This window comes from Altererythrobacter sp. C41, from assembly GCF_016803135.1.
Lineage (GTDB): Bacteria > Pseudomonadota > Alphaproteobacteria > Sphingomonadales > Sphingomonadaceae > Pelagerythrobacter.
On the sequence record NZ_JAEVFE010000001.1, the window covers coordinates 304,166 to 316,678 of the forward strand.

Here is a 12,513-nt window from a genome sequence, read left to right on the forward strand (position 1 = left end):
GCCGTGCCGGTCTGTCCGGCCGGCGGCGAGCGGCCGCTCACGCCGGGCGAGATCGCGCTCGCCCGGTCGGTTTTCGGCGATGCGATCGACTATTCGAAAGTCACCATTCGCCGCCGCAAGTTCTTTCCCTTCCAGCCGCGCAAGATCACCATGGCGCCGCGCGGGCACCTCCACTTCCACCCGCTGGGCGAGGCATACTGCGACGATTTTGCGCAAGTCTCCGTCATTCGGCAGGGGCTTTTCATCCACGAAATGGTCCACGTCTGGCAGTCACAGACGAAGGGAAGCTGGTGGCTCGTCTTCAACCGCATGCCCTGGGCGCGCTACGACTACAGCCTCAAGCCCGGATGGCCGCTCGAACGCTATGGCATCGAACAGCAGGCCGAGATCGTGAAACACGCTTTCTGGCTACGCCGCGGCGTGAAAGTGGCTGGCGTGCCTGATGCGGCAGCTTATGACCTGTTAGTGAGGTTCCCCGGCGCTTCTTGAGCGCGACACGCTCCTGCGACGGGAACACCGAAAAGGGAAAGGGCCGCCTTGCTGGCGGCCCTTTCCCGTTCGATCCGGCGGATCAGAAGTAGTCGCGGTAACGGTCGTCGTTGCGGCAATCGTCGTCCAGATAACGGCCGTTACGGTCGTACCAGCCGTCGCAGTCGCCGTCCTTATCCTTGAAATAGCCGGCAAGGCCACCAATCGCAGCGCCGGCGATCGCGTAAGTTTCGAGGTCCTCTCCAGTGATCGCGGCCGCGGCCGCGCCCGCCGCCGCGCCGAGGCCGGCACCTTCCACCGCGTAGTTCTCCGCGCAGGCGGACAGCCCGAGCGACGAAACGAGCAGCGCCGGCGCGAGCAGCATTGTGGTTTTCATGGTGATTCTCCGTTGCATCCCTGTGCGATTGCTACGGGCTGCGCAGGCGAAGGTTCCGTGTGGGCCTAGCCCTTGCGGTGAATCGAGGTGCCGGTCAGTCGTATGCGACCCCGGACAGCCCCTGGCCCCCGTCGGCGATGAAGGCGTCGATCCGCTGCTCCAGCACCGGCAGCGGCACGGAGCCGAGCGAGAGCACCACATCGTGGAACTTGCGGATGTCGAACCGCTCGCCCAGCGCCTCTTCGGCCTTCGCGCGCACGCGGCGGATCGTCATTTCGCCTAGCTTGTAGGCCAGCGCCTGACCGGGCCAGCTTATGTAGCGATCGACCTCGGTCTCGACCTCGTGCCTCGACAAGGCCGTGCGGCTCGCGAGGTAGTCCAGCGCCTTCTCGCGGCTCCAGCCGTAGTGGTGGACCCCGGTGTCGATCACCAGCCGCGCCGCACGCCACATCTCGTAGCTGAGCTGGCCGAACCGTTCGTAAGGCGTGCGATAGATGCCCATCTCATTGCCGAGATATTCGACATAGAGCCCCCAGCCCTCGCCGAAGCCGGAGAAGTAGGTCTGCCTGCGGAACGGCGGCGCCTCGGCCTGTTCGAGCGCCACCCCGGCCTGGAAACTGTGCCCGGGGATGCACTCGTGCAGGGTCAGTGCCGGGATGTTGTAGAGCGGCCGCGACGGAAGATCGTAGGTGTTCATCATGCAGGCATCAAGCCCGCCGCGCCCTGCTGTATAGAACGGTGCGATCGCGTCGGGCACAGGGCGAATCGTGAAGCGATGGCGCGGAAGGAAGCCGAAGTAGTCGGCAATCACCCCATCGACCCGCTTCGCCGTATAGGCCGACACGCCCATCAGCTCATCCGGCGTGTCGGCGACGAACTGCGGGTCGGTGCGCAGAAACTGCACGAATTCGGGTAGCGTGCCTTCGAATCCGGCGTCCGCTTTCACCTTCTCCATCTCGGCCGTGATCCGCGCGACTTCGGCCAGGCCGATCTCGTGGATCTCCGCCGCGGTCAGATCGAGCGTCGTGTACTGCTCGATCTGCTGCTGGTAGTAGGCCGGTCCCTCCGGCATCTTTTCCGCTGCCAGCGTGGTGCGCGTCTGCGGCAGGTACTCGTCGCGGAAGAAGTCGAGCAGCTTGGCATACGCCGGCGTGACGCTTTCGGCGATTGCCGCACGGCCAGCCGTCCTCAGCCGCTCGGCCTCGGCCGCGGGAATGCGCTGGGGCATCTCGGTGAAAGCGGTCCAGAACGGGCTGTCCTCGACATTCTCGACCACGCTCGACGCGATCGAGGCATCCCGTCCCTCGAGCGTCACGCGCGGCACGCTGAACCCGCGCTCCAGCCCCGCCCGCGCGTTGGCGATGTGTTCGTCGAAGAAGCGAGGAATGTCGCGCATGCGACCGATGTAACGCTCATATTCCTCGACGGTGGTGAAGCCCGAGCGCGGGGCGAGATAGCTCCAGAAACTGCTGTCGCTGTCGAACGGCATTTCCCATTCGCGGAAACGCGCGTCGCCGATATCGCTCTCCAGCAGCGTGCGGAAGACCGCTGCATCCGTCCGCGACGACGGGCTGAGGGCGCTCCCGTCCAGCGCCGCCAACCGCTGCAGGAACTCCTTCGCTTTGGCGGCGCGCGCCAGGTGCGCCTCGGGCGTGACCGATGCCAGTTCGTCCCCGGGGGCGGTGCTTCCGTTGCCTTCCTCGACCTGCTTGTACTGCGCCAACTGGTAGGCATAGTACTCGCCGGTCAAAGCGGAGAGCCGATCGTCGGCGGTTTCCTGCGCCTGCAGCGGCGCAACGACAACGCAGGCGGCTACAACCGCCGCCGGAAACGCAAACCTCATCAATCCTCCCCTCGGAACTTCTCGTTACTTGGCGACGCTCACCATGGCGGGCCGCAGCAGGCGATCCTTGATCATGTAGCCGGACTGCAGCTCCTGCACGATCGTGCCGGGCTCCTGCCCTTCGCCGGCAGGAACTTCCATCATCGCCTGGTGGACGTTGGGATCGAGCGGCAGCCCGGTCGCGGCGATCCGCGTGATGCCATGCTGGCCGAAAACCTTCTCGATCTCCCGCTGCGTCGCCTCGATCCCGGCGATGAAGCGGCTCATCTTCTCGTCCTCGCGATATTCGGCGGGAACCGATTCCAGCGCACGGGCGAGGTTGTCCGCGACCGAGAGAATATCGCGCGCGAAGCCGGTGGCGGCGTAGTTGCGCGCGTCCTGCACGTCCTTCTCCAGCCGCCGCCGGACGTTCTGCGTCTCGGCGCGGGCGTAGAGCACATCCTGCTTGGCCGCATCGAGATCGGCGCGCAGCGTTGCGAGCGCATCCTCGACGCTGCTTGCTTCGTCGCCGGCGTCCACGCTGCCATCATCGAGGAATTCCTCGGGCACGCCTTCGAGTTCCTTTTCAACGGCCTCGTCGTGCGGCCGCTTGTCGTTGTCGCTCATGATTTTTCGTGTCTATCCGATGAGTTTACCCAGGGATCGGGCGGTGAAGTCCACCATGGGGACGACCCGCGCGTAATTCAACCGAGTCGGGCCGATCACGCCCAGGACGCCGACGACCCTGCCCTCGCGGTCGCGATAGGGCGAGGCGATGACCGAAGAGCCGCTGAGCGCGAAGAGCCGGTTCTCGCTGCCGATGAAGATTCGCGTCGCCTCCGCCTCCCGCGCACTCTCGAGCAGTTCGGCAACCGATTGCTTGTTCTCCAGATCGTCGAGCAGCGACCGGACGCGTTCGAGGTCCGAAAGCGCGGTGTCGTCGAGCAGCTTCGCCTGTCCGCGCACGATCAGGACCGGGCGCTGCGCCGCGTCCTCGCTCCACACGGCCAGGCCGCGTTCCACAAGGCTGCGGCTCGCATCGTCGAGCTGCGAACGGCCGGAGGCAATTTCGCTGCGCATCATCGCCGCCGCCTCGGGCAGCGTCCGGCCGGCAAGGCGTGCGGTGATGTAGTTGCTCGCCTGCTCCAGAAGTTGCGGGGAGACGCCCTCCCCCAACTCGACCACGCGGTTCTCGATCGCCCCGTCTTCGCCGACGAGGATGGCCAGCAACCGACCCTGACCGAGATTGACGAGACTGAACTGGGCAAGGCGGGGTTCGAGGCGTGGCACCATGACCATGCCTGCTGCGCCCGAGATGTCCGAAAGGATCGCGCTCGTCTGCTCGAGGGCCTGCTCGATAGGGCCCGGTTCGGCAAGCCGCCGTTCGATTGCCTTGCGCTCCTCGCGGGTCGGCTCGGCGACCTGCATCATCCCGTCCACGAACAGCCGCAGCCCGCTCTCGGTTGGCATGCGCCCCGCGCTCGTATGCGGTGCTGCGAGTAGGCCGAGCGCTTCAAGATCCGCCAGCACCGAGCGGATCGACGCCGGCGAAAGGTTGAGCCCACCCTCCCCTGCCAGCACCTTGGATCCGACCGGCTGCCCGCTATCGAGATAGCCCTCGACCACCAAGCGGAAGATCGCCCGTGCGCGATCGGTCAGTTCGGTGACGGGGGGTGTGGGCATCGCGGGTTCGAAGCCGGCGTCAGCCACCGGCGGCCTGATCCTGTTCGTAGCGGAACCGGTTCTCCATCGTGCCGACGAGAGCGTCGAGCGGCAGTTCCTGCCATGCTCCATAGAGACGTTCGCCGTTCTCGGCCAGACCGGGCTGACGGCAGCCCATGTACCAATCAAGCGTGGTTTCGGCCCCTTTCGCATCGCGCCAGGTGATCACGACGGTGGCCTGGTCGGTCACGGTCGGCCCCTCGCAATTCTCGAAGCCATAGCTTACGCTGGTTTCGGGACGAAAGGGCTCCAAACGCTCGGCAAACGCCTGCCACTCCGCGGCGCTGGCGGCGAACGCGCGCTCGCCCTTCACGGCGACGAACCGCTCGCCGCGATATATCCCATCGCCCGAGCGATCGAGTTCGATTTCGAAGACCGGGCACGCGCCGAAGCAGGGCGCGGTCGAGAATGCGATCGATTCGACCGCGTCGTTTCCAGCGGCCGTGCCCTCGTGCGTCGAGGTGGCGGCGCAGCCGGCAAGCGCGAGTGCCGCAACCGCGGCGAAGGGTTTCAACATGATTCGAATCGCTCCTTCGTCGATGCTGGTCACCAACGTGCAAGACCGCTAGGGCGATCCGCAATCGAGAGATACGGAGACTTTCATGCGACCTTCCGGCCGCGCGCCCGACGAGATGCGCGCCATCACCATCGAAACCGCCTTCACCCGGCACGCCGAAGGCTCATGCCTGATCGGTTTCGGCGATACGCGCGTGCTCTGCACCGCAAGCATCGAGGAACGCACGCCGCCATGGCTGCGAGGTAAGGGCGAAGGTTGGGTCACGGCCGAATACTCGATGCTGCCGCGCGCAACGCATACCCGCGGCCAGCGGGAGGCGGCAAAAGGCCGTCAGTCGGGCCGTACGCAGGAAATTCAGCGCCTTATCGGCCGCAGTTTGCGCGCCGTGGTCGACCTGAAGAAGCTCGGCGAGCGTCAGATCACCCTCGACTGCGACGTCATACAGGCCGACGGCGGCACGCGCACCGCGGCGATCTCCGGCGCGTGGATCGCCCTCCGGCTCGCAGTCGACGGACTGATCGAGAGCGGCGCGCTCGCCAGCGATCCGATCGAGGCACAGGTCGCCGCGGTGAGCTGCGGCATCTATCAGGGAACGCCTGTGCTCGATCTCGACTACGATGAAGACAGCGCCGCCGATGCCGATGCGAACTTCGTCCTGATTTCCGGCGGCAAGATAGCCGAAGCCCAGGCGACCGCCGAGGGGGCCTGCTATGACGAGGAAGGCTTGCTGCGCCTCCTGCGCCTGGCGCGGATCGGCTGCGACCGAATCTTCGCCGCTCAGCTGAATGCGGTGAAGAAATGACCCGCCGTCTCGGTTCGGGCAGCCTTGTGATCGCCACGCATAACGCGGGCAAACTCAAGGAAATCCAGGCGCTGCTCGATCCATATGGGGTGAAGTGCCTCAGTGCGGGGTCACTGGGCCTGCCCGAGCCGGCCGAGACGGGCACGACTTTTGTCGAGAACGCCTTGATCAAGGCGCGGGCAGCGGCCGAGGCCTCCGGCATCGTCGCGCTCGCCGACGACAGCGGACTCTCGGTCGCGGCGCTTAACGGAAGGCCGGGGGTCTACACCGCCGACTGGGCCGAGCGGCAATGGTTCGAAGGCGAGCCGGGCCGGGACTGGTACATGGCGATGGGCAAAGTGGAAGGGATGCTCGCGCAGCAGGGGCCGGACGCGCCGCGTGACGCCGCGTTCCACTGCGTGCTCGCGATCGCCTGGCCCGACGGAGAGCACGCGGTCTACGAAGGGAGGGCGCCCGGCACGGTCACATGGCCGCCGCGCGGAGCCCTGGGTTTCGGTTACGATCCCGTCTTCGTGCCGCACGGCTACGAACAGACCTTCGCCGAGATCGCGCCCGAGGAAAAGCACCGCATCAGCCACCGCTCGGACGCCTTCGCGAAGCTCGTGGCGGAGCAATTCGGCTAGCCAAAGCGTGAGTCTCCGCGAAGGCGGGGACCTCAGCCCATCGGCGCTGCGCCAGCGGCGCGAGGCCCCCGCCTTCGCGGGGGAACAGGTGTATGCTAAGGAATTCCTGTGGCACGCGCACTCTACATCCATTGGCCCTTCTGCCTGAAGAAGTGCCCCTACTGCGACTTCAACAGCCATGTGCGCGACGGAGTCGATCACGCGGCATGGCAGCGCGCACTCGTGGCAGACATGCGGCACGAGGTCGCGCTTGCAGGCGGCGAACCGCTCACCTCGATCTTCTTTGGCGGCGGTACGCCCTCGCTGATGCCGCCTGCGTTGGTCGCTCACCTGCTCGCGGAAGCGGAGCGGCTGTGGGGTTTTTCGGACGAGATCGAGATCACGCTCGAAGCGAACCCGTCCTCGGTCGAGGCGGCGGCGTTCGACGACCTCGCCGCAGCGGGAATCAATCGCGTCTCGCTCGGCCTGCAGGCGCTCGACGACGCGGCGCTGCGGTTCCTCGGACGGCTGCATGACGTCCGCGAAGGGCTTTCTGCGCTGGAGATCGCCCAGCAGCATTTCGCGCGGGTCAGCTTCGACCTGATCTATGCCCGTCCCGGGCAGACCGCCGCCGAGTGGAGGGCCGAGCTGACTCGTGCGCTCGGCTTCGGCACCGATCACCTCTCGCTCTATCAGCTCACGATCGAACCCAACACGCGCTTCGCCACCGACGTCCGGCTCGGCCGCTTCGCGCCGCTCGACGACGATCCGGCAGCCGAACTGTTCGAAGTCACCCGTGCGGTCACGTCGGAGGTGGGCCTGCCTGCCTACGAAGTCAGCAATCACGCACGGCCCGGGCAGGAGAGCCGGCACAACCTCACTTACTGGCGCTACCGCGACTACTGCGGGATCGGTCCCGGTGCGCATGGGCGGCGCGGCAGTGTGGGGACGCTTCGCCACAAGAAGCCCGAGAACTGGCTCGCCGCCGTGGATGAGCAAGGGCACGGCATCCGCGAGGAAACGGTGCTGTCTCCCCTTACCCGGGCCTCCGAGGCGTTGCTGATGGGCTTGCGTCTCTCCGAAGGCGTTTCGCTACCGGATATCGCAGGGCGTTTCGGACTCGATGCCAACCGCCTGATCGATCACCATCGCTGCGAAATGCTCGAGCGGCTCGGCTTCGTACGGCGGACGGGTGGCCGTCTCGTGGTGACCGACAAAGGCATGCCGGTGCTCGACGCGGTGCTGGGAGAACTGGTTCATCCGGAACTCGTCGCGGCATGAGCGCCGTCGACCTGCTCGCCGACTGGCACGACCATCTCGCGAAGAACCGCCGCCGGTCGCCGCACACGGTGCGTGCCTACCTCGCGGCGGCAAAGAACCTGCTCCAGGCCATCGGTGCGGAGGATTGGCCTGCCGTCGCCCGGATCGAGGGCCCCGGGTTGCGCGCGCAGCTCGCCCGGCGGCGCGCCGATGGGCTCGGCAATGCCTCGGCGGCGCGGGAGCTTTCCGCGCTCAAGGCATTCGTGAAGCACGCCCGTGAACGTGCGGGCCATGCCGATGCGGCCGCTCCGCGTTTGCGCGGGCCACGAATCAAAAAAGGCCTGCCCCGCCCTGTCACCCCCGACGACGCGAGCAATCTCGCCGAACTGGTCGCCGCCGACGCGGGCGAGCCCTGGATCGGCGCGCGCGACCGTGCGGTTCTGCTGCTACTTTACGGCGCCGGCGTGCGGATCGCGGAGGCGCTATCGCTGAAGGGCGGTGATCTGCCTTTGGGCGAGACGCTCTCGGTCACCGGCAAAGGCGGCAAGCAGCGCGTGGTGCCGATCCTGCCGCTCGTTCGTGAGGCGGTCGCCGACTACGCACGGCAATGCCCCTGGCCGCTGACCAGGGACGAACCGCTGTTCCGTGGGGCGAAAGGCGGAGCGCTCAACCAGGGCATGGTTCAGAAAGCGATGGCGCGCGCCCGCATCGCGCTCGGCCTACCTGCGACCGCAACCCCCCATGCGCTCCGCCACTCGTTCGCCACGCATCTGCTCGGTGCCGGGGCGGATTTGCGCAGCCTGCAGGAGCTGCTCGGCCACGCGAGCCTCGGCTCGACGCAGATCTACACGAAAGTCGATGCGGCGACCCTGCTCGACACCTATCGCAATGCGCACCCACGCGAGCGGGGCTAGTCGTTCCGCTCCTCACGCGGCGTCCATGTGAAAACGCGCCAGAGATACCCGACCACCGTCAGCACCACGAAGCCGACGATGATCCAGCCGACGACGTGCTCGTACTCTTCCAGATAGCGTCCCACGGCCGTCCCCCCGGCCACCAGCAGCACGTTCCAGACCGCTGTGCCGACGAACGTGAAGGCAAGGAAGCGCCAGACCTTCATGTGGGCGAGCCCCGCCGGAAGCGAGATGATCGTGCGGAAGATCGGCACCCAGCGCAGCACGAGGACGACCCACTGGCCGTGGCGGCGGAAGAACTCCGACCCGCGCTCGACATGCTCCCAGTCGACCGTCAGCCAGCGGCCCCAGCGATCGACAAAGGGCTTCATCCGCTCGTAGCCCCATTTGTCGCCGAGCCAGAACCAGAAATAGTTGCCCACCGTCGAACCGACGGTGCCGGCCAGCATCAGCGGCCAGAACTCCATCTCCCCCCGCGCGACGAGCATGCCGCCGATGCCCATGATCACTTCGGACGGGATCGGCGGAAAGACGTTCTCCAGCGCCATCAGCAGCGCGATTCCGACGTAGCCGCCACGGGCGATGAATTCGATGATGATGTCGTGCATGGTTCCGAGTGTTCCGAGCCTAGCGGCTTGCGTGCCGTGCTTCGATGGCGTCCCAGATCAGCGCACCGGTGTCGGTGCCGTTGAACCTGTCGATGGCGACGATCCCGGTCGGACTGGTGACGTTGATTTCCGTCAGCCACTTGCCGCCGATCACATCGATGCCGACGAACACGAGGCCGCGGCGCTTGAGCTCCGGCCCCATCGCGGCGCAGATCTTTTCCTCGCGCGCGGTCAGGGTCGCTGCCTCGGCATGGCCGCCCTGTGCAAGGTTCGAACGGAACTCCCCTTCGCCCGGGAAGCGATTGATGGCGCCCGCGAATTCTCCGTCGACGAGCACAATCCGCTTGTCCCCTTCCGCCACTTCGGGGAGGAAAGGCTGGACCATATGCGGCTCGGGCCATGTCTGGTTGAAGACCTCCGACAGGGCCGAAAGGTTCGTCCCGTCGGCGTCGATACGGAAGATCGCCTTGCCGCCGTTGCCGTGCAGCGGCTTCACCACCACTGCGCCGTGCTTCTTCTGGAAGGCGCGAATATCCTCGAGTTTGCGCGCGACGAGCGTCGGCGGCATGAACCGCGCGTAATCGAGCACGAACATCTTCTCCGGCGCATTCACCACTTCGCGCGGATCGTTGACGACCAGCGTCTCGCCCTTCAGCCGATCGAGCAGGAAAGCCGCGCTGATATAGCCGAGGTGGAACGGCGGATCCTGCCGCATTAGCACGACGTCGATCTCGTTCCCCAGGTCGATCCGGCGCAGTTCGCTTTCCCACCGGAAGTGATCGCCCTCGACGCGCTGAACCGAAACCTCGCGCGCCCAGGCGGTTACGCGCCCTTCTTCCCAGGCGAGCGTCGAAACGTCGTAATGCCACAGCCGATGCCCGCGCGCCTGCGCGGACAGCATCAGGGCGAAGGAGGAATCGCCGGCGATCCTGACGCTCTCGATCGGGTCCATCTGGATGGCGACGCGTAAGCTCATTGAGGTTCCCTAAGGCTGCCAGGCGTTGACGATGTGGCGGGGGAAGCTGCCGGGCGCAAGGAGGATCACGTCCAAACGTATATCTTCCCCGCCGGACGCGTATTCATGGGCCACGGCCTCGACCGCCGCGGCGACGCGACTGAGGCGGAATTCATCGATCGCGAAGTCCAGCTCCGCCGCGGCCTTGCGCCACTTGACCTCGACAAAGGCAACCACATTGCCCCGCTTGCAGATGAGATCGATCTCGCCCAGCGGCGTCTTGCGGCGGCGGTCGAGCACACGCCAGCCCTTCATCTGAAGCCAGAGCGCCGCCCGCCCTTCCCCGGCCCGGCCTTCACGCTCCGCCCGCTGGCGTTTCATGCGCCTCGCAGCTCGAGCGCGCGAGCATATAGCGTCTTGCGATCCTGCCCAGTCGCCCTGGCGACCTGGGCGGCCGCCTGCGACGGCTTGGCCGATTGCAGGGCCTCGGTGAGCAGTGCATCGACATCCTGCTCGTCTGCGCGCTCGTCACCACCCGGCCCTACGAGCAGCACGATCTCGCCCTTGGCGGGATAGGCTGCGAAATGCGCGGCGAGCTCGGCTGCCGTGCCGGTCCGGCATTCTTCATGCAGCTTGGTCAGTTCGCGAGCGACGGCGATCTCGCGGCCGGGCAGCAATTGCCCGATCGCGTCGAGCGATTTCACCAGCCGAGGCGCGGTTTCGTAGAAGATCGCGGTCGCATCCGCCTTCGCGGCCGACTCCAGCGCCTCGCGCCGCGCCTTGTCCTTGTTCGGCAGGAAGCCCGCGAACAGGAACCGGTCGTTGGGAAGGCCCGACAGGGTCAGCCCGGCGATCGCCGCGCAGGCCCCTGGCAGCGTCGTCACCGGCACACCAGCCGCGCGCGCATCGCGCACGAGGCGATAACCAGGGTCGGAGACCAGCGGCGTCCCGGCATCGCTTACCAGTGCGACCGCCTTCTCCTGCATTGCGGCGACGAGACGCGCCCGATCCTTCTCCCCGGCGTGATCGTCGTAACGCCAGAGGGGCTTCGACAAGCCGAGGTGTTTCATGAGCTTGCCGGTGACGCGCGTGTCCTCGCAGGCCACCCCGTCGCACCGCGCGAGCGTCTCGGCTGCCCGCATGGTGATGTCGCCGAGATTGCCAATCGGGGTTGCGACTATATAGAGACCGGGTTGGAGAGGTTGGTGGGCCACTCCCGCATCCATGGACACGACGACGGGGAGCCGCAAGCATGAAGCGTTGGAAACTGGATCGGCGGATGCTGGTCATCGCCGGGGCAAGCGCCGTTCTGGCGGGTTGCCAGGTGATACCGAAGGGGCCGACCACTTCCACCGCTCCCGAGCCGACGCCGACACCCACGCCGAGCGAGTCCGGCCTGCCCGACGACGAGGAACGGCACCGGGTCGCTCTGCTCGTGCCGATGTCGGGCACCAATGGCGCAGTCGGCCAGTCGATCGCCAATGCGACGACGATGGCCCTGCTCGACACCAATGCCGACAATCTGCGCATCACCACCTACGATACGTCGACCAACGCCCGTGATGCCGCTCGCCGCGCCATCGCGGATGGCAACAAGCTGATCCTGGGTCCGCTGCTAGGCAGCAACGTGGGGCCGGTGCTGGCCGAGGCGCGCCCGGCCGACGTGCCGCTGATCTCGTTTTCCAACGACACTAGCGTTGCCGGCGCCGGCGTGTTCCTGATGGGCCATATTCCCGAGCAGTCGGTCGCACGCAGCGTGGCCTATGCGCGTCAGCGCGGCTCGGCCAACTTCGCGGCGATCGTGCCAGACGGCGAGTACGGCCGGCGCGCCGAAGCGGCGCTTTCCGCCGCGGTCGTCGAATCGGGCGGACGGCTCGTCGCGACCGAAACCTACACGCGCAGCAACACCTCGGTGGTCAGCGCCGCCCAGCGGATCGCCGGCGAAGGCGGCTTCGACACCGTTCTGCTGGCCGACGGCGCGCGGCTCGCCTCGCTGGCCGCGCGCGAGCTGCGCTCTGACGGGGGCAAGATGCAGATCCTCGGCACCGAATTGTGGAGCGGCGAAGGCGCCGTGACCAGCGCGGCGGCGCTGCGCGGTGCGCTGTTCGCGGCGGTTTCCGATGCGCGCTTCAAGCGCTTCTCCGACAGTTACCGCAGCCGCTTCGGATCGCAACCATATCGCATCTCCACGCTCGGCTACGACGGTGTCCTGCTGGCGCTGCGCGTCGCGGAAGACTGGCGGGTCGGGAGCGGCTTCCCGGTTGCGCGCCTGCGCGAGGAAGGCGGTTTCCTTGGCCTCGACGGCCCGTTCCGGTTCCAGGGCAACGGTGTGATCCAGCGGGCGATGGAAGTGCGCGAGATACGCGACGGCCAGGTCGTGATCGTCTCTCCCGCGCCCAGCGGCTTCTGAGGTTGACGATAACGCACCGCCGCCTGCTTGAAGCCG

15 protein-coding genes are annotated in these 12,513 nt (G+C 66.8%); 6 read left to right on the plus strand and 9 right to left on the minus strand.

All coding sequences use genetic code 11. The annotated features are described in order from the left end of the window. Positions 1 to 3: 3 nt before the first annotated feature. Complete coding sequence (locus JNO53_RS01380) at positions 4 to 489, plus strand: vgr related protein (protein WP_203107025.1); 486 nt, start codon at positions 4 to 6, stop codon at positions 487 to 489. Between the two features lie 82 nt (positions 490 to 571). On the opposite strand, the gene JNO53_RS01385 is transcribed toward JNO53_RS01380, so the two are convergent. The 5 genes from JNO53_RS01385 to JNO53_RS01405 form a co-directional block, all read right to left on the minus strand. Next, positions 572 to 865, minus strand: a complete 294-nt coding sequence (locus tag JNO53_RS01385) for a glycine zipper domain-containing protein (protein WP_203107026.1) — start codon at positions 863 to 865, stop codon at positions 572 to 574. 94 nt (positions 866 to 959) lie between these two features. After that, entirely contained in the window at positions 960 to 2,708 is a 1,749-nt protein-coding gene (locus tag JNO53_RS01390; protein WP_203107027.1) for a DUF885 domain-containing protein, read from the minus strand. A 24-nt stretch (positions 2,709 to 2,732) separates the two neighbouring features. Then, positions 2,733 to 3,314, minus strand: coding sequence for a nucleotide exchange factor GrpE (locus JNO53_RS01395; protein WP_203107028.1), 582 nt, complete (start codon positions 3,312 to 3,314; stop codon positions 2,733 to 2,735). A 12-nt stretch (positions 3,315 to 3,326) separates the two neighbouring features. Further along, positions 3,327 to 4,370, minus strand: coding sequence for a heat-inducible transcriptional repressor HrcA (gene hrcA, locus JNO53_RS01400; protein ID WP_203107816.1), 1,044 nt, complete (start codon positions 4,368 to 4,370; stop codon positions 3,327 to 3,329). 19 nt (positions 4,371 to 4,389) lie between these two features. Continuing rightward, positions 4,390 to 4,926: a DUF6438 domain-containing protein gene (locus JNO53_RS01405; protein ID WP_203107029.1), complete on the minus strand. Its 537-nt coding sequence runs from the start codon at positions 4,924 to 4,926 to the stop codon at positions 4,390 to 4,392. 85 nt (positions 4,927 to 5,011) lie between these two features. On the opposite strand from JNO53_RS01405, the gene rph reads away from it, so the two are divergent. The 4 genes from rph to JNO53_RS01425 all read left to right on the plus strand — a co-directional run bounded on the left by rph (position 5,012) and on the right by JNO53_RS01425 (position 8,504). Then, positions 5,012 to 5,728 (plus strand): ribonuclease PH, encoded by a 717-nt coding sequence (gene rph, locus JNO53_RS01410; RefSeq protein WP_203107030.1) that lies wholly within the window; start codon positions 5,012 to 5,014, stop codon positions 5,726 to 5,728. Next, positions 5,725 to 6,351, plus strand: coding sequence for an RdgB/HAM1 family non-canonical purine NTP pyrophosphatase (gene rdgB, locus JNO53_RS01415; RefSeq protein WP_203107031.1), 627 nt, complete (start codon positions 5,725 to 5,727; stop codon positions 6,349 to 6,351). Before rph ends, rdgB begins: the two co-directional genes overlap by 4 nt. A 108-nt stretch (positions 6,352 to 6,459) precedes the next feature. After that, positions 6,460 to 7,611, plus strand: coding sequence for a radical SAM family heme chaperone HemW (hemW, locus tag JNO53_RS01420; RefSeq protein ID WP_203107032.1), 1,152 nt, complete (start codon positions 6,460 to 6,462; stop codon positions 7,609 to 7,611). Beyond that, positions 7,608 to 8,504, plus strand: a complete 897-nt coding sequence (locus JNO53_RS01425) for a tyrosine recombinase XerC (RefSeq protein ID WP_203107033.1) — start codon at positions 7,608 to 7,610, stop codon at positions 8,502 to 8,504. The genes hemW and JNO53_RS01425 overlap by 4 nt, the downstream gene beginning before the upstream one ends. Here JNO53_RS01425 and JNO53_RS01430 read toward each other — a convergent pair. The 4 genes from JNO53_RS01430 to rsmI are packed head-to-tail and all read right to left on the minus strand — an operon-like array spanning position 8,501 to position 11,293. Further along, positions 8,501 to 9,112: a DedA family protein gene (locus JNO53_RS01430; RefSeq protein WP_203107034.1), complete on the minus strand. Its 612-nt coding sequence runs from the start codon at positions 9,110 to 9,112 to the stop codon at positions 8,501 to 8,503. The two genes, JNO53_RS01425 and JNO53_RS01430, sit on opposite strands and share 4 nt — an antisense overlap. A 19-nt stretch (positions 9,113 to 9,131) precedes the next feature. After that, positions 9,132 to 10,088, minus strand: a complete 957-nt coding sequence (gene gshB / locus JNO53_RS01435; RefSeq protein WP_203107035.1) for a glutathione synthase — start codon at positions 10,086 to 10,088, stop codon at positions 9,132 to 9,134. A 9-nt stretch (positions 10,089 to 10,097) separates the two neighbouring features. Then, entirely contained in the window at positions 10,098 to 10,448 is a 351-nt protein-coding gene (locus JNO53_RS01440; RefSeq protein ID WP_203107036.1) for a YraN family protein, read from the minus strand. Continuing rightward, the gene (rsmI, locus tag JNO53_RS01445; RefSeq protein WP_203107818.1) at positions 10,445 to 11,293 is read right to left on the minus strand and encodes a 16S rRNA (cytidine(1402)-2'-O)-methyltransferase; all 849 of its coding nucleotides are present in this window, start codon (positions 11,291 to 11,293) and stop codon (positions 10,445 to 10,447) included. Before rsmI ends, JNO53_RS01440 begins: the two co-directional genes overlap by 4 nt. 26 nt (positions 11,294 to 11,319) lie before the next feature. Here rsmI and JNO53_RS01450 point away from each other — a divergent pair, with 26 nt between their 5' ends. Beyond that, entirely contained in the window at positions 11,320 to 12,477 is a 1,158-nt protein-coding gene (locus tag JNO53_RS01450) for a penicillin-binding protein activator (protein ID WP_203107037.1), read from the plus strand. The last annotated feature ends 36 nt before the right edge of the window (positions 12,478 to 12,513 follow it).

What these genes read in the sequence shown, in the direction of transcription:
- JNO53_RS01385 (WP_203107026.1), bottom strand. Translation starts at nt 865, where the DNA reads ATGAAAACCACAATGCTGCTCGCGCCGGCGCTGCTCGTTTCGTCGCTC.
- JNO53_RS01390 (WP_203107027.1), bottom strand. Translation starts at nt 2,708, where the DNA reads ATGAGGTTTGCGTTTCCGGCGGCGGTTGTAGCCGCCTGCGTTGTCGTT.
- JNO53_RS01395 (WP_203107028.1), bottom strand. Translation starts at nt 3,314, where the DNA reads ATGAGCGACAACGACAAGCGGCCGCACGACGAGGCCGTTGAAAAGGAA.
- hrcA (WP_203107816.1), bottom strand. Translation starts at nt 4,370, where the DNA reads ATGCCCACACCCCCCGTCACCGAACTGACCGATCGCGCACGGGCGATC.
- JNO53_RS01405 (WP_203107029.1), bottom strand. Translation starts at nt 4,926, where the DNA reads ATGTTGAAACCCTTCGCCGCGGTTGCGGCACTCGCGCTTGCCGGCTGC.
- rph (WP_203107030.1), top strand. Translation starts at nt 5,012, where the DNA reads ATGCGACCTTCCGGCCGCGCGCCCGACGAGATGCGCGCCATCACCATC.
- rdgB (WP_203107031.1), top strand. Translation starts at nt 5,725, where the DNA reads ATGACCCGCCGTCTCGGTTCGGGCAGCCTTGTGATCGCCACGCATAAC.
- JNO53_RS01425 (WP_203107033.1), top strand. Translation starts at nt 7,608, where the DNA reads ATGAGCGCCGTCGACCTGCTCGCCGACTGGCACGACCATCTCGCGAAG.
- JNO53_RS01430 (WP_203107034.1), bottom strand. Translation starts at nt 9,112, where the DNA reads ATGCACGACATCATCATCGAATTCATCGCCCGTGGCGGCTACGTCGGA.
- gshB (WP_203107035.1), bottom strand. Translation starts at nt 10,088, where the DNA reads ATGAGCTTACGCGTCGCCATCCAGATGGACCCGATCGAGAGCGTCAGG.
- JNO53_RS01440 (WP_203107036.1), bottom strand. Translation starts at nt 10,448, where the DNA reads ATGAAACGCCAGCGGGCGGAGCGTGAAGGCCGGGCCGGGGAAGGGCGG.
- rsmI (WP_203107818.1), bottom strand. Translation starts at nt 11,293, where the DNA reads ATGGATGCGGGAGTGGCCCACCAACCTCTCCAACCCGGTCTCTATATA.
- JNO53_RS01450 (WP_203107037.1), top strand. Translation starts at nt 11,320, where the DNA reads ATGAAGCGTTGGAAACTGGATCGGCGGATGCTGGTCATCGCCGGGGCA.